The sequence below is a fragment of the Clostridium saccharoperbutylacetonicum N1-4(HMT) genome (assembly GCF_000340885.1).
Classification (GTDB): domain Bacteria; phylum Bacillota; class Clostridia; order Clostridiales; family Clostridiaceae; genus Clostridium; species Clostridium saccharoperbutylacetonicum.
Genome location: NC_020291.1, coordinates 2342606 through 2366227 on the forward strand (window position 1 = coordinate 2342606; position 23622 = coordinate 2366227).

Sequence of the window (23622 nt, forward strand, 5' to 3'; positions counted from 1 at the left end):
CTTCTTGGAGGTGAGAGTTTGAAAAAATATATTCTAAGAAGAATATTGATTATGATACCAACACTTATTGGGGTTTCAATTCTTATATTTTTCCTATTTGCAGCAATGCCAGGAGATTATTTTGATTCTTTTGTAAGACTTAATCCAAGCAGATTAGCAGAACTTAAAGCCCTTTATGGTTTGGATCAACCTGTGATTAAGCGATATTTTATGTGGATATCAGGAGTATTATCAGGGAATCTTGGCTTTTCACTGAAGTATCAAGAGCCTGTAACCTCGTTGTTAAATAAATATATGTGGAATTCTTTTATTGTGGCTATAGTATCAGTAATTATATCTTGGACTGCAGCTTTAATTATAGGAGTAGCTTCTGCTGTTAAGCAAAACTCTTGGTTTGATAGGATAATAACTGTATTTGTATTTGTATTTATGTCCTTTCCATCATTTTTCTTGGGATTACTTATGATAAAATTTATTTCTGTAGATTTAAACATATTACCTATCGGAGGAATGATAGATACAGGAAGTACGACAACTGGATTTGCTTATATCTTAGAGGTTGGAAAACATATGGTTTTACCAGTGAGCCTGCTTACATTATTAAGCCTAGGATCATTAACTAGATACTTTAGGTCAGGTATGATTGATGTTATAAAAATGGATTTTATAAGAACAGCTCGAGCAAAAGGATTGAAGGAAAAAACAGTAATTGTCAGACATGCTCTAAGAAATGCAATTTTACCAGCTATAACCTTGCTTGCATTTGAGCTACCTGGATTATTTTCAGGAGCTATTATAACAGAACAAATCTTTAATTGGCCAGGAGTTGGGCATATTCAGCTTGAAGCGGTAAGCACCAGAGACTATCCTGTTTTAATGTCCTTTACTTTATTATTAGCAGCACTTACAATATTGGGAAATCTTTTGGCAGATGTACTATATGCCTATGCTGACCCTAGAATTAGACTAAAATAATTGAAATGAGGTGAGCATATGATATTTAAGATTAAATCAAAAGTTAAGAGAGATTCCTTGTGGAATCAAAATATAAAACGTTTTAAAAAGAATAAATTTGCAGTGGGAGGCTTATGCTTCATTATAATTATGTTGCTTTTTAGTTTTATAGGTCCATTCCTATCTCCATATTTACCAGATAAGGTAGATCCGTTGATGATAAATAAGCATCCAAGCTTTAAGCACTGGATGGGGACAGATCAGCTTGGAAGAGATATATTAACAAGATTGATGTCTGGTGGCAGAATTTCTTTAACTATAGGAATTGCATCCATGACCCTTTCTATAATTATTGGAACAATATTAGGTGCTATATCAGGTTTTTACGGAAAGCTAATAGATAGCATAATTATGCGTTTGGCAGATATACTTATGTCTATTCCAAGTCTTCCACTGCTTATAATATTGGCAGCATTGATGTCAGAATGGAAAATACCTCAAGAATCTAGAATTTATTTAGTTATGATCATGCTTAGTTTAGTTGGTTGGCCGGGACTTGCAAGGTTAATTCGTGGACAAATTCTTTCCTTGAGGGAACAAGCATTTATGGATGCAGCAGAAGTACTTGGATTAAGTGATAGGCGTAAAATATTTTCGCATCTAATCCCAAATACAATTCCACTATTAATAGTAATTGCAACCTTGGGGGTAGCTGGGGCTATACTTAGTGAATCAGCATTAAGCTTCTTAGGACTAGGGGTCACCCCACCAACTGCTTCTTGGGGAAATATGATTGACGCAGCTAATAGCTTTATGGATTTTAAAAATAGGCCTTGGCTATGGATACCACCAGGAGCAGCATTATTGCTTACAATTATCTCAATAAATTTAGTGGGCGATGGGTTAAGGGATGCGTTAGACCCTAAGATGAAAAGGTAGGTGAATAGCTATGAATGATGTTTTATTGGAAGTAAAAAACCTAAGGACCTACTTTAAAACTGAGGATAGTATTTTAAAAGCTGTTGATGACGTAAGCTTTCAAATTAAAGACGGTCAAACAGTCTGTATTGTAGGTGAATCAGGTTGTGGCAAAAGTGTCACAGCACTTTCAATCTTAGGCTTAATAGGGAATCCATGTAATATTGAAAGTGGAGAAGTGATATTTAAAGGTAAAGATTTACTTAAAGCTAAGAAAAAAGAAATGAACTCTATTAGGGGAAATGAAATATCTATGATATTTCAAGAGCCTATGTCGTCCCTTAACCCATTAATGACAATAGGAAAACAAATAGTAGAGCCCTTAATTGAACATAAGAAGCTTGATAAAATAGAAGCATTTAACCAAGGAGTTGAACTTATTAAAAAAGTTGGAATCTCAAGAGCTGAAGAAATAATGTATTCATACCCTCATGAATTAAGTGGCGGCATGCTTCAAAGAATCATGATTGCTATAGCACTAAGTTGTAATCCAAAGCTTTTAATTGCTGATGAACCAACTACAGCTTTAGATGTTACTATTCAAGCGCAAATATTAGATTTAATAAACAACTTAAAGAATGAATTTAATACATCTGTGTTACTTATTACTCATGATTTAGGTGTGGTGGCTGAAGTGGCTGATTATGTTATTGTTATGTATGCAGGGAAAATTATAGAGGAAGCGCCTGTGGTGGAATTATTTAAAAATAATATGCATCCATATACAAATGGGCTTCTAAGGGCTAAACCTATACTTGGTAAACGTACTGAAAGGCTCCATACCATTGAGGGGAGTGTTCCAAATCTTTCAGATTTAAAGCCTTCCTGCTATTTTAGTGATCGTTGTACTAAATGTAAAGAAATATGTAAGCGTAAGGCACCAAGCCTTGAAAAGGTTAAATACAACCATAAAGTTGCTTGCTGGCTTTACCAGGAGGAAGAATAATATGAGTGAGATATTATTAGAAGTAAAGAATTTAAAAAAGTACTTTCCAATAAAAGATAATCTAACTAAAGCTACTATTGGAGAAGTCAAAGCTGTAAATGGAGTATCTTTTACTATAAATAAAGGTGAAGCCTTTGGGCTAGTTGGTGAATCGGGAAGTGGGAAAACAACAGTTGGCAGAACGATTCTTAGATTAAATGAAAAAACAGATGGAATGGTTAAGTTTAATGGAGTTGATGTTCACAGTTTAAAGAGGAAAGAATTAATAAAACTTAGACCTAAAATTCAATATATTTTTCAGGATCCTTATAGTTCGCTAAATCCTCGTATGAGAATTGGTGATGCTATAGCTGAACCTCTTATAGAACATGGTTTAGCTACAAAAAAGAATGTACGTGAAAAGGTTGTAGAATTATTAAAAATTTGTGGACTGTCTGAATATCAGATGCATAGATTCCCCCATGAATTCTCAGGAGGGCAAAGGCAACGTATAGTAATAGCAAGAGCTCTTGTTCTAAATCCAAAGCTTGTTATAGCAGATGAACCAGTGTCAGCCTTAGATGTATCTATACAAGCACAAATTATAAATTTATTTAGTGACTTAAAGAATGAGAAACAACTGTCTTATCTTTTTATATCTCATGATTTAAGTATAGTCGAACATTTATGTACAAGGATAGCTATAATGTATTTGGGAAATATTGTTGAGATTGCAGATAGAGATGAACTATTTAAAAACCCTCTTCACCCATATACAAAGGCATTATTATCTGCAGTTCCAATACCAGATCCAACAATAAAAAGAAAGCGAATAATCCTAAATGGAGATATACCAAATCCAGCAAAACCACCAAGTGGATGCAAATTTCATACGCGATGTCCATATGCTATAGATAAATGTAGGAATATAGAACCAGAGTTTAGGAATGTTTCTGAAGGCCATGAAGCTGCATGTCACATTATTTAAAATGAAGCATATTGCAATATTTGAATTTCCTCACGGTTGTTGTGGTGAGGCAAGTAATCTTTTAGCTAAGTTTCTTCGTGATAACGGTATTGAATGTGAATATGTATGCGGGATTAAGGAGCAACAATCACATGTATGGTTAGAATGTGAGGATTATAATTGATTAGCGATAGTAATTTTTAGCATCACAACTATTAAAAACTGTATATTTTTGAAACACCGTATTATTCGATTTTACGGTGTTTTTTAATAAGTTAAATTCGATACCTTTACCTTAATCATTATATAAAAAAATATTTTTTGAATTAATAGCTTTTCATACATATATGTATGAAAAATATATATTAGTCATTAGCAATAATAGCTAATATAATAGTAAATGTTAGGAGGTTTGGGAAGTTTTACATCCTTATGAGGAGAACAAAACTCAAAGAAATTACCTATCTTTATTTAACTTAATTATGAAAGGGGAAAATTATTATGTCGTTAAATCCTAAATATAATGAATTTTTAAAACAAGATTTTGATAAGATGTATGAAATGGGAGTTGATAAGGTAAGAGAGCTATATGTTGAAATGATGAAAGCAGGTAAAAGAGTTCACAAACAAGTTGGTTCAGTAGAAGACCGCATTGTTAAGACTTCGGTAAGAAATACAAAAATTAGAATTTATACTCCCGAAGAAAAAGCTTCAGATGGAGTAATTATTTGGATGCATGGTGGTGGATTTGTATTAGGAGACATTGAACATGGAGATTCTACTTGCAGAGAATTATGCAGCAGAGTAAAATGCCTCGTAATAAGTATTGAATATGGTCTTTGCCCACCACAAAGGTTTCCAGATCCTCAAGAAGAATGCTATGAAATTGTAAAATTTGTATATCAAAATGCTAAGAACTTTGATATAAATAGCAATAAGATTTGTGTTGCAGGTGACAGTGCAGGTGGAACTCTTACTGGTTCTCTTTGCCTGATGGCTAGAGATAGACAAGAATTCCCCATTGCCTTCCAAATGCCTGTTTATGCATGCTTTGATTGGAATGATATGGGAGAAAGAAAATCCAGACGAGAAAATGGTAAGGGATACAGGCTTACACAATATGGTATTCAATGGTTTGTTCAATTTCTATATAAGGATCGCATAGTTGATGGTAATAATGAGCTAGCTTCTCCGTTGCTTGCTAAACACTTTGATAGACTTCCTCCTGCATTAGTTATTACAGCTGAATTCGACATATTAAGAGATGAAAATCATGACTACGCGCAGGCATTGATTGATGCTGGGGGTGAAGCAGAATATGTATGTTATCCTGGAGATCTTCACGGTTTTTTAGGTTTCAAGCAATTAGGGCTTGAATCTCCCGATCATTGCTATGATTTGATGGCTGATAGAATTACTAAGGCTTTCAATAAGATAAAATAGGCTCAAGTACTACTTATAAATTTTTTAATATAGATTGATACGGTAAATCTAATTTACATCTCTAACAATTGTTATATTTATGTTTTTCAAAATAATCGATTATATAATCTTTGAATTGTTTAGCTGCTTGAGATAAATAGCGATCTTGAACAAAAGATAAAGAGGTAGTTTGTTTGCAAATAGGTTCCATTATATGCAAGGCAAAAGGTTTATTTTCTGGGAGTCCACTCCATTGAGATGTTGGGAGTAGAGAAATTCCTAGATTTAAATTAACCATATTTATTATGTTTGCGGCTATATCACTTTCAAAAATAATATTTGGGGTGAAACCAGCTTGATGGCAGAGCGTTTCTGTTAAATCACGTATACCGAAGCCCTCGGGTAAGCTGATAAATGGTTCATTAGCTACCTCAATTAAATTAATATACTTACGATTTGCAAACCTGTGTCCGTTAGGAACAATTAAAAATATTTCTTCTGTTATTAGAGGTATGCTTTTTATATAGTCACCATCAATAGGTACTGAAGAGACACAAAGATCAACATTACCATTTTGAAGTTGTTGCTGCATTTTTACTGTTGTTCCTATGGTTTGACGAAAACTTGTATGTGGATAAAGTTCTAAATACCCTTCAAGGAGTTTGGAGAATGGATATAAATTATTTGCAGCTATAGATACTTTCTCATTTTCATTCCCTTGCATATCCCATATTTCTTTTTTTGCATCCTCAAGCTCAAGGAACACTCTTTCTACTCTATGAAGAAATGCTTTGCCAAACTGGTTAAGTTTAATCTGTCGCCCTATACGATCAAATAAAGGAACGCCCAAGTCTTCTTCTAAACGACCAATAGCTTTACTTAAGGATGGTTGCGCGACATGAAGTTCATCAGCAGCATGAGTCATATGTTCATGCATAGCAACTGTCTGAAAATATTTTAATTGAAGTAAGTCCATATATTTTTCACACTCCTTAAATTAGTGATCTTAAAGCTACTAATATAAGGAAAAGTATACATTAATGATTAGCGATAATCAAGAATAGAATAAATATTATGGATGTGCAAAAGCCAATTCTTTGATATAAGGAATTCCTATTATTTTACTAAATCAAAATTGTCAAAGTTAAAAATAAAGGAGAAAAGTTATGGAAAATAATGTAGAAAATTTAATAAAAAATTATAAAGGAAATGGAATACCTAAAATTGATATACATGCACATTATCTGCCACAAGCTTATAAAGAAGCATTATTAAATAGCGTAGAAAAAAATCCAGATGGATTTCCAACACCAGAGTGGGATCCAGAAGTGCATTTACAAACAATGGAGCAGCTAGGTATATCCAAATCAATGCTATCAATATCATCTCCTAATATTAATTTTGGGGATAGAAATGCTGCTAAAATCCTAGCTAGAAAAGTAAATGAAGATGGAGCAGAACTTATGAAAAAATATCCTGATCGATTTGGTCTGTTTGCCTCTTTACCACTGCCTAATGTAGAAGATAGTATAGAAGAAATTCGATATGCAAAGGAAATTTTGCAGGTTGATGGTTTTGCTTTACCTACTAACACGCAAGGAGTTTATCTAGGAAACCCTTGCTTAAATCCTATATTTGAAGAGTTAAACAGGCACAAAGCCGTGGTTGTTCTTCATCCCAATAAGCCAAGCAGTGTTCCTGAAAATGTTGTGGAAGGGTTACCCATTCCTATGATGGAATTTTTCTTTGATACAACTCGTACTGTAATTAATCTGATATTAAAAGGGACATTAAAGAAATTTCCTGATATTAAATTCATCATTCCCCATGCGGGTGCTTTTCTGCCAATACTTGCTGATAGGATTGCTTCTGCAATTCAAATGGCACCGGACTCATTTGGTGAGAATATAAAAGGAGAAGCAGATAGGATAGATATCTATGATGCTTTAAAAAATTTATATTATGATGTAGCTGGAGTTTGTCTACCTAGACAATTAGCGGCTCTTTTACAGATTGTTAATGTTGATCATTTATTATATGGAAGTGATTATCCTTATACCCCGAAATTTGGATGTATTATACTAGCTGATGCTTTAGATAAAACCAATTTGCTTAATAATGAACAGCGTCATGCTGTCTACCATGATAATGCATTAAAATTATTTTCACATTTAAAAGATGAGTAAAATTTATTAAGAGAAAAATTAAAAGTTATCAATAAATAATACAGTTAATTTATTGATAACTTTAATGTTAATGATTATGACACTACTTATTTTGGGAGTACAGAATATTTTAGACATGCAGGCCGCTCAACAATACCTTATATTCTTCGCTTGAAAATGGAGTATTTATAAAAATAGACAGTGATTGCTGAAATCCTGTTGTTATAAGAATATTATCTGATGTGTTAAAATATAGATTAATTATTGGAATTCATAAGATAAACTTACAGCAATAGGAAATTATAATATGATATTAGAAGGAAAGGATTTTATTTATGAAAAAATATAAACATGTATTTACTAAATTCTTAAGTGTTTTACTAAGTATATTCATTTTATCTCTAATCGCTTGCTCTAATAATGTCAAAGAAAATAGTAAAGCAAAAGAGTCTGTATTGGAAATCGGATCTGATGATTCTAATTTTGTTCAATTAACTAAAATTAATGATAATGTCTGGGTACATACAACATACTATAGCTATAATGGAAGTAGAACTTTATCAAATGGTTTGTTAATTTTAACATCTAAAGGATTAGTACTAATAGATACTCCTTGGACTGATGAGCAAACAAAAGAATTAATTAAATTAACAAAGGAAAAATTCAAGCAGGATATTATTGCCGCAGTAATAACACATGCTCATATAGATAGAATTGGTGGGATTAAAACATTATTAGATAAGAAAATAGATGTAAAATCTACCACATTAACAGCACAGCTAGCTGAAAAATATGGTTTTGATAAACCTAATTCGTTAATTAATAATGACGATGAAGTGTTAGAGTTCGGAAAAACCAAGCTAGAGGTATATTTTCCTGGTAAAGGTCATACTATTGATAATATTGTTGTTTGGTTACCAGAAGACAAGATTTTATTTGGGGGATGTATTGTAAAGCCAGTGGAATCTAATTCAATTGGAAATACTGCAGATGCTGATATAAAAGAATGGCCTAATTCTATTAAAAATTTGATGAATAAGTTTTCTGATTCTGAGATAGTCATAACATCACATGGAAGTTGGGGGAATAAACAGATATTAACACATACTCTTGACTTATTAAAAAAAGCATAAAGATATATGGTAATAATCTCATTTAAGTTTAACTAAATATCAAATAATGATATTCACCTCTATAAGTAGTTCGTTTGCAACTACTATAATTGGCATAGAAAATATACAAGCATTGCTATCTATGCCAATTTAACTTGATATATGAGATATATTTTTAAGGGAAAGTTATTATTATCTGTTCAAACATTTTTAAAACAATTATATATACTAAAGTTCATATAGAAGTATATTTATGATACTTTGAGTATAGTGAGAGGAATGGTAGTTAATATGAAAAATAATGTTGATTTCAATTCAGGCGAATATCAATTACACTCTAATCCTAATTTTAATTATCAATTAAACCGCACCTATAATGTAAGTAATGGGAACCTTGATGAAATTTTAGAACTCGCTAAAAAAATAACTGATATTAAAGTGTGGGAAAAAGAAATGATGGTTCTTGCTAAAAAAGCTTTAAAGGAAGAGAGAATAAAAGATGCTATTGCTTATTTCAGAATGACAGAATTCTTTATGTATGATGGTAATCCAGATAAGATAAAAACATATGATAAGGCAATAGAATTGTTTTATAAATATCATGAGGAATTGTTTCAATCTGGAATATTAAAGTTTGACCGTGTTCCATATGACCAAGGGTATCTTCCAGTAATACATGCAGTGCCTGAAGGAGAGTGTATAGATACAATTCTAATACATGGCGGATTTGATTCCTATATGGAAGAATTCCTTCCTTCGCTGTTGTATCTCAGGGAAAATGGCTTCGACGTATATCTATTTGAAGGGCCAGGTCAGGGAAATGTCTTAAGGAAACAAGGAATTACATTTTCAATTAAATGGGAAAGGCCTGTAAAAGCTTTACTAGATTATTATAATTTAAACGATGTGACAATAATAGGTATATCCATGGGGGCTATTCTAGCACCAAGGGCAGCAGCGTTTGAAAATCGAATAAAGAGAGTTGTAGCATGGAGTGTATGTGTTAACATGTTTGAATTACTTCTCGATGCTATTCCTACAGCAGAACAAGAGGTTTTAAAAGAATTGCTAGGACAAAATGATAAAGATACTATAAATAATATAATGTATAACCAGATGGAGAAAGAACCTTTAATAGATTGGGCAATGCATCATGGCTTTTATAATATGGGAGTAAATAACCCTTACGATTATATGCTGGCCGCAAATAAATATGAATATAGAGATGTTGCGGATAGGATTACACAGGATTTTATGTTACTAGGCGCTGAAAAAGACCATTTAATACGTATAGAAAAATATAAAGATGCTATTGATAGTCTTAAAAATGTAAAATCATTAACATACAGAATGTTTACAGAGAAAGAGAATGCAGCAAGTCATTGCAATACTGGAAATCCTAAATTAGTTCTGGATACTATCATTTCATGGATAAAAATAATTAAAAATAGAGAGAAGTAGTTTTTAAGGCACTTATGGAAAGCATTTTAAGAGCTGTTAAATTAATTAAGGATATAGTAAAAAACAAAATTCAAAGAGAAAAGCTATGTCGGCTAAACTCAAAAGTGAAGCAGATGCGCACCTATAAAAAGAGTGCGAAGCACAATACGGAACTTAATATTAAAAATCTTCGGATCCACAGTCACCTGCGATTTTTTTATAGAACGGCAGCAGATAAGAAATTAAGAAAAAATACTTTAAACATAAAAACAACATTATAAATGATAATGTAGTGTATTTAGATAATGGAGGAGAACGAAATCCAGACAGAGGAGGTTCTCCTTTTTTGTTGCGAAAAAAATGTTGATGATAGGTCTTGTGAATATAACAATAAGTAGATAATTAATAATGCAAATATAAAATATTCCTTTAGTTATATGGAATGTTTATTAAGGTAAGCTTGGTTTTTATTGGTTAATTTTAAATTAAGTGGATTAATAATATTGACAATGTTATTATAACGAGTTAATATGTATCTATAATATATATATCGAAATGATATATATCATAAATATATATGGAGGTGAAAAATGTTAGAGTATATTATTCTTGGTTTTTTAATGAGTGGTGAAATGAGTGGATATGATTTAAAGCAAAAAATGATTGAAAGTACATCAAACTTTTTTGATGCAGGTTATGGGAGCATATATCCTGCTTTGAAAAGAATGGAAGCTAAGTGTGTTATAAGTTTAAGGGAAATTATCGAGGGCGGAAAATATAAAAAATTATATGCTATAACTGAGCTGGGAAAATCAGAGTTCCTGAATTGGCTTGAACTACCAGTGGAATTTTCAAGGACAAAGCCAGATCATCTTATAAAGATATTCTTCTTCAAGTTTTTGCCGAAGGAAAAGGCCATAACACATTTAAAATTTTTTATTAAAGAAGTTGAATCTTTTATAAGCATTTTTGGAAAATATGAAAATCAAGTTAAAGAACAATTCGATGTTTATCAATTTTCTACATTTTTATTTGGACTTGGTTACTATGAGTATATAGTAAAATATTGTAATGACTTATTAAATAAACTAAATGATTAGGGAGGATTTATAATGTTACGACGACAAAATGTAAGAAATGCCTTTTTAATAATATCTTTTTTATTATTCCCAATCACGCAATTTTATTTTTCTCCTTTTCTTATTATATGGGGTGCTTCAAAGGGGTTGATTACTGCAAGTGCTGTTATATTCTCAATGTTTTTCCTTTTTTCATTATTGTTTGGACGAGTATTTTGTGGCTGGTTATGTCCCTGTGGTGCTATGCAGGAAATATTATTTAAAGTAAATAATAAGAACCCTAAAACTGGCAAGCTTGATTATATTAAATTTTTTATATGGGTTCCGTGGATGATTACAATAGTAACTGTAGCATTATTGGCAGGTGGATTTAAAAGAGCAGATTATTTTTTTGTAATGGATCATGGAATTTCAGTAAGTAATATATATATGTATATTCCATATTATATTGTAATTTTATTATTTTTTCTTAACTCTATAATTTTTGGTAAAAGAGCAAACTGCCATTATTTATGCTGGATGAGTCCATTTATGATTATTGGAAGAAAAATTAGTAACTTTTTTAATATTCCTTCATTAAGAATTAAATCTGAAAAGGATAAATGTATTAATTGTAAAAAATGTAATAGCGAATGTCCAATGAGTCTTGATGTTAACAATATGGTTAAGTGTGATAAATTAGAAAATCACGAGTGCATTTTATGTGGCAAATGCGCCGATATCTGCCCGAAGAATGTAATTAAATTTAATTTTGGAAGAATACAATTTGCTAAAAAAAATAGAATATAATCATTGGAAGGAAGTTTTTTTATGAAAGTAATAACAATTTTAGGAAGTCCGAAAAGACACGGCAAAACAGCAAAAGCTCTTGACATGTTTGAAGAGAATCTTATTTCACAAGGACACGAGGTAGAAAGGGTGCAGCTTAGTGAGCATATTATTAAAGGATGTGTTGGATGCTATGCGTGTATGGCAAATAACGATGGACCCGGATGTATTTTGAAAGATGATGCGGTATTGATATTTAAACGAATGATATCAGCAGATGCTGTTGTATATGCTTCTCCTATTTACTGTTATGATTTTACCTCACAGTTAAAAACTTTTATCGACAGGCATTATTGTCTTACAATAAATTTTGGTTCTCCAAATCACACATCATCAATTGAGGGAAAGAAGGTTGCTCTTTTAATTACATGCATGGGTAGAGAAGAAGGAAATGCAGATCTTGCGGAGGAAATTTTCGATAGGTCAATGAGAAATGTACTAAAATGCAATTTAGTTGGAAAATACACTGTCCCGTTAAGTGAGGCACCTGATTTTAATGATAGAGCTAAGAAAGTTGTCGATAAGTTGGCAAAAGATATCATACAAAAGTAACTCTTGTAAAAAGTATTGAATCTAATGCAGTGAAGTTTGTTTATCTTGAATTGGTAAAAGAAATAAATAGTTGGATTATAATAATTTGTGTTTTGTAATTTATAAGAGAGGAAGAGTGAATTAATTTGAGTAAAATAGATATGATGGATAAAAACATCAAGAGTAAGACTGTTTCGAAACGCATCATGCAGTTGATATTTGTTATAATAGGAATTTTAGCTATATACACAGCTTATCTAGGATTTGCTTATGGTGCGGTTAACTGGTATTATGGATTTCCAGTTGGGCAGGAATATTCAAAAGGATTTCTTATGCTAGATAGCAACCTGCGTTTTTACAGTGGATTATGGTTAGGCGTTGGAATTATAATGTTGTGGATGATTCCACGGATTGATAAGGATAAGGACATGCTTCGTGTTATTGCAATATTATTTTTTTTTGGTGGAATAGGGCGCTTAATATCAATATTAACATGTGGCCTGCCTTCGTATATGTACATGGTTTTCGTGCTACTTGAATTGAGTTTTCCGCTTCTCACGTTGTGGCAAAAGCGTATTTTGAAATGATGTATACGTTAATGTACGAATAGTTAATTTAATATATTATAATGTTTCAACTTAATATTTAAAATTATGTTTAAGAAGCCAAATTTTCATACTGGGAATTTGGCTTTTTATATAGTTTGGCATAGATGATTAATTAATTTATAGTACCAAATATAATAGAATTTTCAGGAATATCAAGCCCTGAAATGAGATTTAAAGCTAGCTGACTCAGTATTATTCAATCTTTGATAACTAACTCATGAGATGATAATCTACATAATAATCATAAAATGTATATTTTTCATCGTAAAATTGGAAGTGATGAATTTATATATTTTTGATAAGTGATTTTATGCATTTCAAGGAATAAGAATTTACTTGATTTTTGTATTATGAGAATATGTAGTAGTAAATATTAGATGAGGAGGAATAGTATATGAAGTCGAAAAAGATAATCACAGTAATAATAAGTGCAGCTTTATGTCTAGGTATGCTTGTAGGCAATAACAATTTTCAAACAATAGCAAAAGCTGCTGAAGTTAATGTTAATTTAATTAAGAATGGAAATTTTGATAAAAACTTAGACGGTTGGGGGAGTTATACAGCTTATGGTGGAGATGGCAGAATAAGTTTAAAAGATGGAGCGATTAATATACAAGTAGATAACTGTGGAACAGTATCATATGGTGTACAAGTTTATAATGATGGTTTTAAAATGTACAAAAACGGAAAATATCATTTAGAATTTGATGTTAGTTCTACAACTGATAGAAAAATTGATTATAGAATTCAACGTAATGGAGGAGATTATCGTTCTTATTTTGGAGAAACAATTGATATAAGTAAAGATGTAAAAAAAGTGTCACAAGATTTTGTTATGAACGATGAAAATGATATGTCACCAAGATTTGCTTTCAATTTAGGTAATGTAACAGGAAAAAATATTAATCCGCACTCTATTAAAATTGATAATGTTAAATTAGTTCTTATTGATGATACTGGAGTACAATATGATGAAGAAAAACCAGAACAAAAAATTGTTTTAAACCAAGTTGGTTATAAACCAGGAGATAAGAAAAAGGTTGTATTTAGAGCACAAAGTGAAGATAGTAAATTTAGAGTTGTTTCAGCAGAAACAAAGAAAGTTGTCTATGAAGGAAACATTAACGGTAACTCTTACAATGAAGCAGCTGGAGAAACAGATAGATTTGGTGATTTTTCTTCTGTTACAGTGCCAGGCAAATATACTATTGAAACAGATGGTTTAGGCAGTTCCTATGAATTTACTATAGGACAAGATGTCTATAAAAATGTATTTAAAGATTTAGTTAGATTTTTCTATATGCAAAGATGTGGACAAGAAATACCAAAAGAATTTGGTGGTACATGGTCACATCCAGCTTGTCACACAGACCTTGCTAAAATATATGGTTCAGATAAAAAAATTGATGTATCTGGAGGCTGGCATGACGCTGGTGACTATGGACGTTATGTGGTTGCTACATCAAAAGCAGTTGCAGATCTTTTATCTGCTTATGAAGATAACAAAGGAGCCTTTGGAGATGATTTCAACATACCTGAAAGTGGGAATGGAATTCCTGATGTTTTAGATGAAGTAAAATATCAGCTAGAGTGGATGTTAAAGATGCAAGAACCATTAAGTGGTGGTGTTTATCATAAAGTAACTTGTGCTAACTTCCCAGGAACTGTTATGCCACAAGAGGAGAAAGAAGAACTTATTGTATGTCCCATTTCAACAACTGCAACAGGAGACTTTGCAGCAGTTATGGCAATGGGTTATCAAAACTTTAAAGATGTAGATCCATCACTTGCTCAAAAATGTCTCGTAGCAGCAGAAAAGGCTTGGGCATACCTTGAAAAGACACCAAATGCTGTGGTTAAGAATCCAGATGGTATTGTAACTGGAGAATATGGTGACTCTGATGATACAGATGAAAGATATTGGGCAGCTGCACAACTTTTCAAGGCCACTGGTGAGAGTAAATATGATAATGCCTTTACCGAAATGGCCAAGGCAAAAATTCAGAATGGGTATGATTGGGCTCTTGTAGGCGACTATGGTAATATGGCTTACCTTTCAGCAAAGGATGCCAATCAAAATGTTGCTAATAATATTAGAAATAACATTTTAAATGAAGCTCAAAAAATTGTAGCTTTGGATAGAAATGATGGTTATAATGTTCCCAATGGAAAAGATTATTCTTGGGGTAGTAATATGGGCATGAATAATAATGCTGTACTTCTTGCGCAGGCATATAAACTTTCACCTAATCCAGAGTACTTGGAATATGCGAAAGAACATATTAATTATTGCTTTGGTAAAAATTCATTAAGCAAGTGCTTTGTTTCAGGTTATGGTTCCGATTCATTAAAAAATCCACATCATAGACCATCTATAGTACAAGGTAAAGCAATACCAGGTATGATTGCAGGTGGCCCAAATAAGAATCTAGAGGATCCAATTGCAAAAAACCTGTTAGAAGGTAAAGCTCCTGCTAAATGTTATTTAGACAATTCAGAAAGTTATTCAACTAATGAAGTAGATATTTACTGGAATTCACCAATTGTGCATGCAATGGCTGAATTAAATATGGATTAGAATAATTGAAATGAATAGAGTAAATGAAGGTAGATTAGATAGAAATATTTAATCTGCCTTCATCTTTCAATAAGGGATTGAAAGATTTGAAAATTTTGTTATTAAGGACAGGTCAACATTAATAAATAATAATAGTTCTAATTTACTTTAAATTGAGATTCAAAAGTTTTAATAAATTCTCCTAATGTTGAGGAAATATATCCTTCGCTTCTCCAAATTAAATTTGGAGTTGTAGTCCAAGGATTATTTTTAATTGGAATGACATGCATAAATTCGCCTAACATATTATCAACCATTGAATTCGGCAAAATTGTTGCACCAAAATTACTTAAAATCATTTTTAAAAGTAAACCAGAGTCATGGCATAGACATGAAACATTTAACTTTAGTTCTTTTTTCTCGAATTCACTTATGATTTTCTTATATAAGCTGGTTGAATCTGGTGCATTAAGAAGAAGAAGTGGAACGGTGGAAATTTCTTCAAGAGAAATATGTTCTTTTTTCCATTCGAAATCTTTAGAAGCAACAAAGACACACTTATCTAGTTCCAGCTCCTTGGTTATGTAACCTTTTGTATTAAAAGGTCGTGCTGAAACAACTAGGTCAATTGTATGATTTTTTAATAAATCCATTAGATGAGATATATTCCCCTCATGAATTTCAGGAATAGTGAAGGGATATTTTTTACGGAAATTTTTTAAAACAGGAAGCATAATTTCTGAACAATAAATAGTGGTACCAATTGATAGCTTTTTTGACATTTGCAGATTATATTCTTGTACTTCCGTAATAGCTTCATCCATTGTGTAAAGTATTCTTCTAGCATTTTTTAAAAAAATTCTGCCTTGTGGAGTAAGTGACATACTTTTTTTGTTTGTACGATTAAAAAGAGTGACTCCAAGTTTGTCTTCTATTGTTTGTAGCTGTCTAGATAAGGGTGGCTGAGCCATAAATAAGCGTTCTGCTGCTTTTGTAATACTACCTTCTTCTGCAATTACAACAAAATATTTTAACTGACGAATATCCATGATATAGTTAACTCCTTTCTGTTATACCTTAAAGGTATTAAAACATACATTATTGATATTTTCAATGTATGTTTTCTAAGCTTATAATAATAATGCAGAAACAAGAAAAAGAGGTGATACATTGAATGTTATAGTATCAATTACTGGAGCAACAGGATCAATTTTTGGAATACGTATTCTAGAAATATTAAAGGATATTAAAGAAGTAAAAACTCATCTTATATTATCAAGCTGGGGAAAAAAGACTTTGGAAGCAGAAACAAACTATACAATGGAAGAAGTGGAACAGCTTGCTGATTTTATATATGAAACAGCAGACCTTGGAGCAAGAATCTCAAGTGGATCATTTCAGGTAGATGCTATGATTATTGCACCATGCAGCATGAAAACACTTGCATCCATTCGCATTGGGCTTGCAGATAATCTTGTATCACGTGCCGCAGATGTTATTTTAAAGGAAAGAAGAAAATTAATTCTCTTAACAAGAGAAACACCTCTGAATACAATTCATTTAGAAAATATGCTTGCATTATCTAAGATGGGAACAATTATATTGCCACCAATGCCAGCATTCTATAATAATCCTCAAACAATAAATGACATAGTAAATCACATTGCATATAGAACAGTGGATCAACTTGGAATCATTCTTCCTAATTTAAAACGTTGGGATGGATTAAGAGAAAAATAGGTTTAAATATACTGGGAGATATAACAAGAAATGAAACAGGTATATTTCTGTTTTAAATAAATACCATATAATTCTATGATAAATCAGGAGGTTAAAAAATGGCTTACAGAGACTTAAGAGAATTTTTAGAACTATTAGAAAAAGAAAAGCAATTAGTTAGAATAAAGGATGAGGTTATGCCTGAACCAGACCTTAGTGCAATCGGGCGATGTGCCCCAGATATGGAAAGTGCACCTGCAATTTTTGTAGAAAATATTAAAGGATACAAAAGTCCTGTTGTGCTTAATGTCCACGGATCATGGCAAAACCATGCACTAATGTTGAACATGCCTAAGGATACTCCAGTCAAAGATCAATTTTTTAGGCTAAAAGAACTTTGGGGTAAGTATCCTGTGAAACCGGTCTGGGTTGATAAAAAAAATGCTCCAGTAAAGGAAGTTGTAATAGAAGAGGATATAAATCTTTTCGATGTACTTCCGTTATTTAGAATTAATGAATTTGATGCTGGATTTTATCTTTCAAAAGCACTTATAGTTACTAGAGATCCTAATAAACCTGAAAATTATGATGAGCAAAATTGCGGAATATATCGTATTCAAGTAAAAGGAAAGGATAAAGTTGCAATTCAGCCGATGCCATTCCACGATATCGCAGTTCACTTAAGAAATGCTGAAGAAAAGAATGAAAGGCTTCCAATTGCAATTTGTCTTGGGAACGATCCGGTTCTAAGCTTCATGGCTAGTACACCAATTGCATATGTACAATCAGAATATGACTTTGCAGGTGCTCTTAAAGGAGAACCGATAGAACTTACAAAAACTGAAAATAGCAACCTTGATATTCCAGCTCGTTCAGAAGTTATACTTGAAGGTTATATTGAACCAAGGGTTAGAGAAATCGAAGGACCATTCGGTGAATTCCCAGGAAGTTATTCGGGCGCACGTCTTCAACCAATTGTGAAAATAACAAAGATTACACATCGTAAAAATCCTATATTTGAAAACTTGTATCTTGGAATGCCTTGGACAGAGGTTGACTACTTAATCGCGCTTAACACAAGTATTCCTCTTTATGATCAATTAAAGAGAGACTTCCCAGAAGTACAAGCCGTAAATGCTATGTATACACATGGTATAGGTGCAATTGTATCTACAAAATCTCGTTTTGGAGGGTATGGAAAAGCTGTTGCAATGAGACTTTTATCAACTCCTCACGGAATGTCATATACAAAGATTGTTATTGTTGTAGATGAATTCGTAGATCCATTTAACTTAGAACAAGTAATGTGGGCTCTTACAACAAGAGTACGTCCAGATAAAGATGTATTCAAAGTTCCATACGCTCCAGGTATGCTACTAGATCCATCTTCAGAGCCTGCAGGAATGCATACTAAATTGGTTATTGATGCAACAACGCCAGTAGCACCTGATTTTGGAAGAGATACAGAGCTTTTAGGAAGTCCAATAGGGGTAGAAAAATGGACAAAAATTCTTAGAGATTTAGTAAAAGAAGGAGGCAACAAATAATGAAATGTCCTAGATGTGATTCGGAATTAGTAAGCGTAATGGTAAAATCACCAGTTGGTAATGCATGGGAAGTATATTTATGTGATACATGCAAATTCTCATGGAGAAGTACAGAGGGTGAAAATATAACGGACCCAGAACAATATGATAAAAGGTTCAAATTAAATTCAGAAGAATTTAATAAATTAGATCAAATTCCTCCTGTCCCACCATTGCTAAAAAAGAAATAATGATTTGTAAGTTTAACAATATAGGGATTCTTTTGCAATGAAATTGTAAATGCACCAATAATGAGCTATATTAGGATGAGTCAAAATAAATTGAAAAATAATTACAGAGTTTGGGAGTGTTATTATTGAGTTAAGAAAGACCTGTTTCTAAGAATTATTCTTGAATCAAGTCTTTTTTGTTTTGAAGGGAGATATACATGTAGAACTTTCAACTTTAGAGGATTTACGGGAATGTTAATAATACAAAAATTTTGTCTGTTCAGAATTGTATTATTGAATAAATAATACAGTTATATGTCTTTAGAAATTACGATATGTAAATATATGGAAAAGACGTGAAATGATAACGTTTTATCTCGCTTAATCTAATTTTATTGCATATAGGGATTGTTTTTATAGTATACAGTGCTATGATACTAGCATATAATGATTTACTATTTAATCATTTGACGATGAAATGTCTTCAGCATTAAATCTAAAGTATTCATTATAGAGGATAACAATAGGTTCTAATATTTACTGATTTTAGAGTATATAAGTTGCAATAAAAACTTTTTATTTGACTGCTTTGTATAGGTTTAAAGCTAAATAATAAATATAAATTATTTGTTGAGACTTATATTCATTGAGTGATTAAAAAATAAAAAGTGGTGGATGAAATTAAAAAATGCTAATTACAGTCTTGAACATTGTTGTATATAAGTGATTAGAATCTATATTGTTAAAAAAATAACAATGTTTTTTATTTTAGGAACTATGGTATTAAAAGATCTTCAAGTTTTTTTCAAAATCAGTTTTGAACCTATTGAAATATGATTCATATTTAGCCTTAAAAAGTTAGATAAACTAAGGCTTGAGGAATTCCACAAACAGATAAATTAATATTTATTAAAAATTTAGGAGGGGAAAATTATGGAACAGTTAGGAGTATTTGAAACAGCAACAGAGGCATGCGTAGCAGCTACAGTTGCACAAAAGGAGCTAGTGCTCAAATATACACTTGAGGACAGGGATCGTTTTATAGGTAATATCCGTAAGAATATTATTGGTAACATGGAAATGCTTGCTGAGATGGAATTTGATGAGACAGGTTATGGCAGATTAGAAGATAAATTAGCAAAGAATACAGGTGCGGTTATGCTATCTCAGGGTACAGAAGCTATTCCACAAAATATGTATGCCTCTGATAAGGGACTTACAGTAGAATATTATGCACCATTTGGTGTCGTAGGTGCTGTTACACCTGTAACGAATCCTGTTGCTACAGTTGTAGGAAATGGTATTGCGAATGTCGCAGCAGGAAATGCAATTGTATTTAATGCTCATCCTTCAGCCAAGAAGACTTCAGCAAGGGCAGTACATTTAATAAACAAAGCTGTTATTGAAGTTGGTGGACCTGGTAATTTATTTACAATGCCAGCAGAACCTACTTTAGATTCACTTAATGAAATTATGGCGTATCCATCAGTTAAATTATTGATAGGAACAGGTGGGCCTGGAATGGTTAAAACTCTGATGTGTTCAGGTAAGAAGGTTATTGCGGCTGGGGCAGGTAATCCACCATCAATTATTGATGAAACAGTAGATTTAGCAAAAGCAGCAGCAGGAATTTATGAGTCAGCTTCTTTTGATAACAATCTGCTTTGCATAGCAGAAAAAGAGTTGTTTGTAGTTGATACTATATTTGATGAGTTTATGAAAAGGTTAGAATCAGTAGGAGCTTATCGCGTAAATACGGAAGAAGGAAAAAGATTAACAGATATTTGTGTTGTAAAAGCATCAGGTGGTAGTTATGCTGCGAATAAAAAGTATGTAGGTAAGTGTGCAAATATAATTTTAAAGGCGGCAGGTATAAAAATTAATAATGATCCTAGAATGGTTATTTTTGAAGCACAGAATGATGATAAATTAGTTCATACGGAGCAGATGATGCCTATTATACCTGTTGTTAGGTGTAAAAATTTTGAAGAAGCAGTTGAAAGAGCAGTTGCAGCAGAGCATGATTGCAAGCATTCTGCATCTATTTGGTCAAATGATATAAACAGAGTAACTGCTTTTGGAAAAGTTATAAATACAACTATTTTTGTTCAAAATGGAGGGACAATGGCAGCATTTGGTATTGGAGGCACTGGAACTAATGCACCGACTATTGCTACACCAACAGGTGAAGGTGTAACAGGACCCCAATCATTCGTAAGAAGAAGGAGGTTCTGCATGGCAGGTGGCGGAAATTACCTTTTATAACAGGATAAATAATAAAGAAATGCTCTGTTAAAAGGTTATCAATATACAAGGAGTGATACGAAAATGCAGATTGAGAGTTTTCAAGATTTGGTTAAGAATGCTCAAAGTATAGAAAAGAAAAGTAGGATTGCAGTGGTGGCTGCTCATGATAAGCACACTCTACAATCTATAGTGAAAGCCAAAAAAGATAATTTAATAATTCCTATATTGATAGGAAATGAAATGGTAATTGTAAAGATGTTGATAGAATTAGGAGAAGATTCTAGAGAATATAAAATTGTACACGCAAGAAATATTGATGAATGTTTGGTTATTGCAGTTGAAATGATTCATAAACACATTGCAGATTTACTTATGAAAGGGAAACTTGAAACGTCTACTATGATGAAAGTAATCTTAAAAAAAGAGAATGATTTGAAAAAAGATAGAACTATGTCCGTAGTCGGCTTTTTTGAAACTGAGAAGTATCATAAATTGCTTTCTGTAAGTGATGTGGCAGTTAATATATATCCGGATGTGGAAAGAAAGAAGGATATTTTGTTAAATGCAGTAAAGATTTTAAATTTAATGGGAGTAGAAAATCCCAAGGTAGCTCTTTTGACAGCAACCGAAAATATAAATCCTAAGATGCCTGAAACTGAGCATGCAAATGATTTAAAGCAGATGAACAAAAATGGAGAGATACAGGGGTGCATTGTGGAAGGACCTATTTCCTTTGACTTGGCAACCAGCAGGGAAGCAACACGAATAAAGGGATACGAAAGTCAAGTTGCAGGAGATGCAGATTTATTATTGATGCCAGATCTTGTTTCTGCAAATGTATTAGGAAAATGTTTGACAGGATTTGCAGGTGCGCAGACTGCTGGTTTATTAGTTGGCGCAAAGGTTCCAATAATATTAACATCTCGTTCTGCCGAAGCTTCTGATAAATATTATTCAATTGCACTTGCTGCCTATGTTGCACAAAATTATTAATTTAGGAAAGAAGTGGTGGATATAGTGAAAACTTACGTTATTCTAGCTGTAAATACAGGATCAACATCTACAAAGATTGCTGTATTTGAGAATGAAAAAGAAGTGTTTAATAAAAATATAAGCCATGATATTGATAAATTAAAAGAATTTAAACAGATACAGGATCAATTAGGATATAGAAAAGAAATAGTTGAACAGGAACTTAAGGCTCATAGAATTTCTATAAAGAATATTGAGATTTTTGTAGGAAGAGGGGGCGGTTTGGTACCAATTAAAGGTGGGACGTATTTAGTAAATAGTAAACTTATTGAACATGCTAGCAAAGGAATGTCAGGACAGCACCCAGCACAGCTGGCATCTCAGATCTGTAATATCTTTGTAAAAAAGTATGGTGGAAGAGCTTATGTTGTAAATCCGCCCGATGTTGATGAATTTGAAGAAATCGCAAGAATTACTGGATTATATGGTGTATACAGAGAAAGTAAAGTTCATGCGCTAAATCAAAAGGAAGTTGCATTGAGATATTGTAATACAAATAATAAAAAATATGAAAATAGTAAACTTATAGTTTGTCATATTGGAGGGGGAATTTCAGTGACAGCCCACAATAATGGCAGGATGGTAGATTCTAATGATATTATTAATGGTGATGGACCTATGACGCCTACAAGAGCTGGTGCATTACCTATTACAAAGGTAGTAAGAATGTGTTATAGTGGAAGGTTTACAGAAAAAGAGCTGTACAATAAATTGACTAAAGAAAGTGGTTTGATTGATCATCTAGGAACATCAGATATTAGAAAAATTGAAAAGCGTATTATGCTAGGTGATAGATATGCAAAACTGGTATATAATGCAATGATTTATCAAATTGGGAAAAGTGTAGGAGCAGCTGCTTGTGTTTTAAAAGGAAAAGTAGATGCAATTATTTTAACCGGTGGAATAGCGAACAGTGACTATTTGGTGTCAAAGCTGGATGAATATATTAGCTGGATTTCTAAGATCAAGGTTATACCTGGAGAATTTGAAATGGAAGCGCTGGCAGCCGGGGCTCTTAGAGTAGTGCGTGGTGAGGAAGAGGCTATATTATACACAGGGCATCCTATTTGGAGTGGAGTTACTGCTTAAAAATTGTTAAAAAGATATTGATATTTCATGATTATATTTAGACGCTTTTTAGTATATTTGTAGGAAATTAAGAGGGACATTTGGAACTTTGTGGAATATTAACATTAAGATTTATTTTTGATAATTAATAGTAGATGTAGGGATGGCAACAAAAACATTATTTTTATTTAGTGGCAATAGGGTCACTCACATTTTCTACATTTCCTGTTTTCG

The 23622-nt window shown here is 32.2% G+C and carries 22 protein-coding genes; 20 read left to right on the forward strand and 2 right to left on the reverse strand.

Annotation, left to right across the window (positions count from 1 at the left end; genetic code table 11):
- The first annotated feature begins 18 nt into the window (after positions 1-18).
- The 6 genes from CSPA_RS10395 to CSPA_RS10420 all read left to right on the forward strand — a co-directional run bounded on the left by CSPA_RS10395 (position 19) and on the right by CSPA_RS10420 (position 5267).
- Positions 19-975: an ABC transporter permease gene (locus CSPA_RS10395; protein WP_015392211.1), complete on the forward strand. Its 957-nt coding sequence runs from the start codon at positions 19-21 to the stop codon at positions 973-975.
- Between the two features lie 18 nt (positions 976-993).
- Positions 994-1893 carry an oligopeptide ABC transporter permease gene (gene opp4C / locus CSPA_RS10400; protein ID WP_015392212.1) on the forward strand — a complete coding sequence of 300 codons (900 nt, stop codon included), beginning with the start codon at positions 994-996 and terminating at the stop codon, positions 1891-1893.
- A gap of 10 nt (positions 1894-1903) precedes the next feature.
- On the forward strand, positions 1904-2878 hold the full coding sequence (locus tag CSPA_RS10405) for an ABC transporter ATP-binding protein (protein ID WP_015392213.1): 975 nt from the start codon (positions 1904-1906) through the stop codon (positions 2876-2878).
- A 1-nt stretch (position 2879) separates the two neighbouring features.
- Positions 2880-3845 carry an ABC transporter ATP-binding protein gene (locus CSPA_RS10410; protein ID WP_015392214.1) on the forward strand — a complete coding sequence of 322 codons (966 nt, stop codon included), beginning with the start codon at positions 2880-2882 and terminating at the stop codon, positions 3843-3845.
- Position 3846: 1 nt separating this feature from the next.
- Complete coding sequence (locus CSPA_RS29735) at positions 3847-4008, forward strand: transglutaminase domain-containing protein (RefSeq protein WP_157228418.1); 162 nt, start codon at positions 3847-3849, stop codon at positions 4006-4008.
- A 317-nt stretch (positions 4009-4325) separates the two neighbouring features.
- A complete protein-coding gene (locus CSPA_RS10420; protein ID WP_015392216.1) occupies positions 4326-5267 on the forward strand; it encodes an alpha/beta hydrolase in 942 nt (313 codons plus the stop codon).
- 61 nt (positions 5268-5328) lie between these two features.
- On the opposite strand, the gene CSPA_RS10425 is transcribed toward CSPA_RS10420, so the two are convergent.
- Positions 5329-6222 (reverse strand): LysR family transcriptional regulator, encoded by an 894-nt coding sequence (locus tag CSPA_RS10425; protein WP_015392217.1) that lies wholly within the window; start codon positions 6220-6222, stop codon positions 5329-5331.
- 190 nt (positions 6223-6412) lie between these two features.
- Here CSPA_RS10425 and CSPA_RS10430 point away from each other — a divergent pair, with 190 nt between their 5' ends.
- From CSPA_RS10430 to CSPA_RS10465, 8 genes are all read left to right on the forward strand, one after another.
- Positions 6413-7432 (forward strand): amidohydrolase family protein, encoded by a 1020-nt coding sequence (locus CSPA_RS10430; protein ID WP_015392218.1) that lies wholly within the window; start codon positions 6413-6415, stop codon positions 7430-7432.
- A gap of 314 nt (positions 7433-7746) precedes the next feature.
- Positions 7747-8544 (forward strand): subclass B1 metallo-beta-lactamase, encoded by a 798-nt coding sequence (gene bla / locus CSPA_RS10435; RefSeq protein WP_015392219.1) that lies wholly within the window; start codon positions 7747-7749, stop codon positions 8542-8544.
- A gap of 270 nt (positions 8545-8814) precedes the next feature.
- Positions 8815-9984 carry an alpha/beta hydrolase gene (locus CSPA_RS10440; protein WP_015392220.1) on the forward strand — a complete coding sequence of 390 codons (1170 nt, stop codon included), beginning with the start codon at positions 8815-8817 and terminating at the stop codon, positions 9982-9984.
- A gap of 569 nt (positions 9985-10553) precedes the next feature.
- Entirely contained in the window at positions 10554-11063 is a 510-nt protein-coding gene (locus CSPA_RS10445; protein WP_015392222.1) for a PadR family transcriptional regulator, read from the forward strand.
- A gap of 12 nt (positions 11064-11075) precedes the next feature.
- Positions 11076-11831 carry a 4Fe-4S binding protein gene (locus CSPA_RS10450; protein WP_015392223.1) on the forward strand — a complete coding sequence of 252 codons (756 nt, stop codon included), beginning with the start codon at positions 11076-11078 and terminating at the stop codon, positions 11829-11831.
- Positions 11832-11852: 21 nt separating this feature from the next.
- On the forward strand, positions 11853-12422 hold the full coding sequence (locus CSPA_RS10455) for a flavodoxin family protein (RefSeq protein ID WP_015392224.1): 570 nt from the start codon (positions 11853-11855) through the stop codon (positions 12420-12422).
- 125 nt (positions 12423-12547) lie between these two features.
- A complete protein-coding gene (locus tag CSPA_RS10460; RefSeq protein WP_017810697.1) occupies positions 12548-12988 on the forward strand; it encodes a DUF4345 domain-containing protein in 441 nt (146 codons plus the stop codon).
- 415 nt (positions 12989-13403) lie between these two features.
- Positions 13404-15587 (forward strand): glycoside hydrolase family 9 protein, encoded by a 2184-nt coding sequence (locus CSPA_RS10465; RefSeq protein ID WP_015392226.1) that lies wholly within the window; start codon positions 13404-13406, stop codon positions 15585-15587.
- 137 nt (positions 15588-15724) lie between these two features.
- Here the strand turns inward: CSPA_RS10465 and CSPA_RS10470 are convergent, their stop codons facing one another.
- Complete coding sequence (locus CSPA_RS10470; RefSeq protein WP_015392227.1) at positions 15725-16615, reverse strand: LysR family transcriptional regulator; 891 nt, start codon at positions 16613-16615, stop codon at positions 15725-15727.
- A 121-nt stretch (positions 16616-16736) separates the two neighbouring features.
- On the opposite strand from CSPA_RS10470, the gene CSPA_RS10475 reads away from it, so the two are divergent.
- The 6 genes from CSPA_RS10475 (at position 16737) to buk (ending at position 23409) form a co-directional block, all read left to right on the forward strand.
- A complete protein-coding gene (locus CSPA_RS10475; protein WP_015392228.1) occupies positions 16737-17306 on the forward strand; it encodes a non-oxidative hydroxyarylic acid decarboxylases subunit B in 570 nt (189 codons plus the stop codon).
- Positions 17307-17404: 98 nt separating this feature from the next.
- Positions 17405-18832 (forward strand): non-oxidative hydroxyarylic acid decarboxylases subunit C, encoded by a 1428-nt coding sequence (locus CSPA_RS10480; protein ID WP_015392229.1) that lies wholly within the window; start codon positions 17405-17407, stop codon positions 18830-18832.
- The gene (locus tag CSPA_RS10485; protein ID WP_015392230.1) at positions 18832-19062 is read left to right on the forward strand and encodes a non-oxidative hydroxyarylic acid decarboxylases subunit D; all 231 of its coding nucleotides are present in this window, start codon (positions 18832-18834) and stop codon (positions 19060-19062) included. The genes CSPA_RS10480 and CSPA_RS10485 overlap by 1 nt, the downstream gene beginning before the upstream one ends.
- Positions 19063-19974: 912 nt before the next feature.
- Positions 19975-21306, forward strand: a complete 1332-nt coding sequence (locus CSPA_RS10490) for an aldehyde dehydrogenase (protein WP_015392231.1) — start codon at positions 19975-19977, stop codon at positions 21304-21306.
- A gap of 63 nt (positions 21307-21369) precedes the next feature.
- Positions 21370-22281, forward strand: a complete 912-nt coding sequence (locus tag CSPA_RS10495; protein WP_015392232.1) for a phosphate acyltransferase — start codon at positions 21370-21372, stop codon at positions 22279-22281.
- 24 nt (positions 22282-22305) lie between these two features.
- Entirely contained in the window at positions 22306-23409 is a 1104-nt protein-coding gene (buk, locus tag CSPA_RS10500; RefSeq protein ID WP_015392233.1) for a butyrate kinase, read from the forward strand.
- Positions 23410-23622 lie beyond the last annotated feature (213 nt).

What these genes read in the sequence shown, in the direction of transcription:
- opp4C (WP_015392212.1), top strand. Translation starts at nt 994, where the DNA reads ATGATATTTAAGATTAAATCAAAAGTTAAGAGAGATTCCTTGTGGAAT.
- CSPA_RS10405 (WP_015392213.1), top strand. Translation starts at nt 1,904, where the DNA reads ATGAATGATGTTTTATTGGAAGTAAAAAACCTAAGGACCTACTTTAAA.
- CSPA_RS10410 (WP_015392214.1), top strand. Translation starts at nt 2,880, where the DNA reads ATGAGTGAGATATTATTAGAAGTAAAGAATTTAAAAAAGTACTTTCCA.
- CSPA_RS29735 (WP_157228418.1), top strand. Translation starts at nt 3,847, where the DNA reads ATGAAGCATATTGCAATATTTGAATTTCCTCACGGTTGTTGTGGTGAG.
- CSPA_RS10420 (WP_015392216.1), top strand. Translation starts at nt 4,326, where the DNA reads ATGTCGTTAAATCCTAAATATAATGAATTTTTAAAACAAGATTTTGAT.
- CSPA_RS10425 (WP_015392217.1), bottom strand. Translation starts at nt 6,222, where the DNA reads ATGGACTTACTTCAATTAAAATATTTTCAGACAGTTGCTATGCATGAA.
- CSPA_RS10430 (WP_015392218.1), top strand. Translation starts at nt 6,413, where the DNA reads ATGGAAAATAATGTAGAAAATTTAATAAAAAATTATAAAGGAAATGGA.
- bla (WP_015392219.1), top strand. Translation starts at nt 7,747, where the DNA reads ATGAAAAAATATAAACATGTATTTACTAAATTCTTAAGTGTTTTACTA.
- CSPA_RS10440 (WP_015392220.1), top strand. Translation starts at nt 8,815, where the DNA reads ATGAAAAATAATGTTGATTTCAATTCAGGCGAATATCAATTACACTCT.
- CSPA_RS10445 (WP_015392222.1), top strand. Translation starts at nt 10,554, where the DNA reads ATGTTAGAGTATATTATTCTTGGTTTTTTAATGAGTGGTGAAATGAGT.
- CSPA_RS10450 (WP_015392223.1), top strand. Translation starts at nt 11,076, where the DNA reads ATGTTACGACGACAAAATGTAAGAAATGCCTTTTTAATAATATCTTTT.
- CSPA_RS10455 (WP_015392224.1), top strand. Translation starts at nt 11,853, where the DNA reads ATGAAAGTAATAACAATTTTAGGAAGTCCGAAAAGACACGGCAAAACA.
- CSPA_RS10465 (WP_015392226.1), top strand. Translation starts at nt 13,404, where the DNA reads ATGAAGTCGAAAAAGATAATCACAGTAATAATAAGTGCAGCTTTATGT.
- CSPA_RS10470 (WP_015392227.1), bottom strand. Translation starts at nt 16,615, where the DNA reads ATGGATATTCGTCAGTTAAAATATTTTGTTGTAATTGCAGAAGAAGGT.
- CSPA_RS10480 (WP_015392229.1), top strand. Translation starts at nt 17,405, where the DNA reads ATGGCTTACAGAGACTTAAGAGAATTTTTAGAACTATTAGAAAAAGAA.
- CSPA_RS10485 (WP_015392230.1), top strand. Translation starts at nt 18,832, where the DNA reads ATGAAATGTCCTAGATGTGATTCGGAATTAGTAAGCGTAATGGTAAAA.
- CSPA_RS10490 (WP_015392231.1), top strand. Translation starts at nt 19,975, where the DNA reads ATGGAACAGTTAGGAGTATTTGAAACAGCAACAGAGGCATGCGTAGCA.
- CSPA_RS10495 (WP_015392232.1), top strand. Translation starts at nt 21,370, where the DNA reads ATGCAGATTGAGAGTTTTCAAGATTTGGTTAAGAATGCTCAAAGTATA.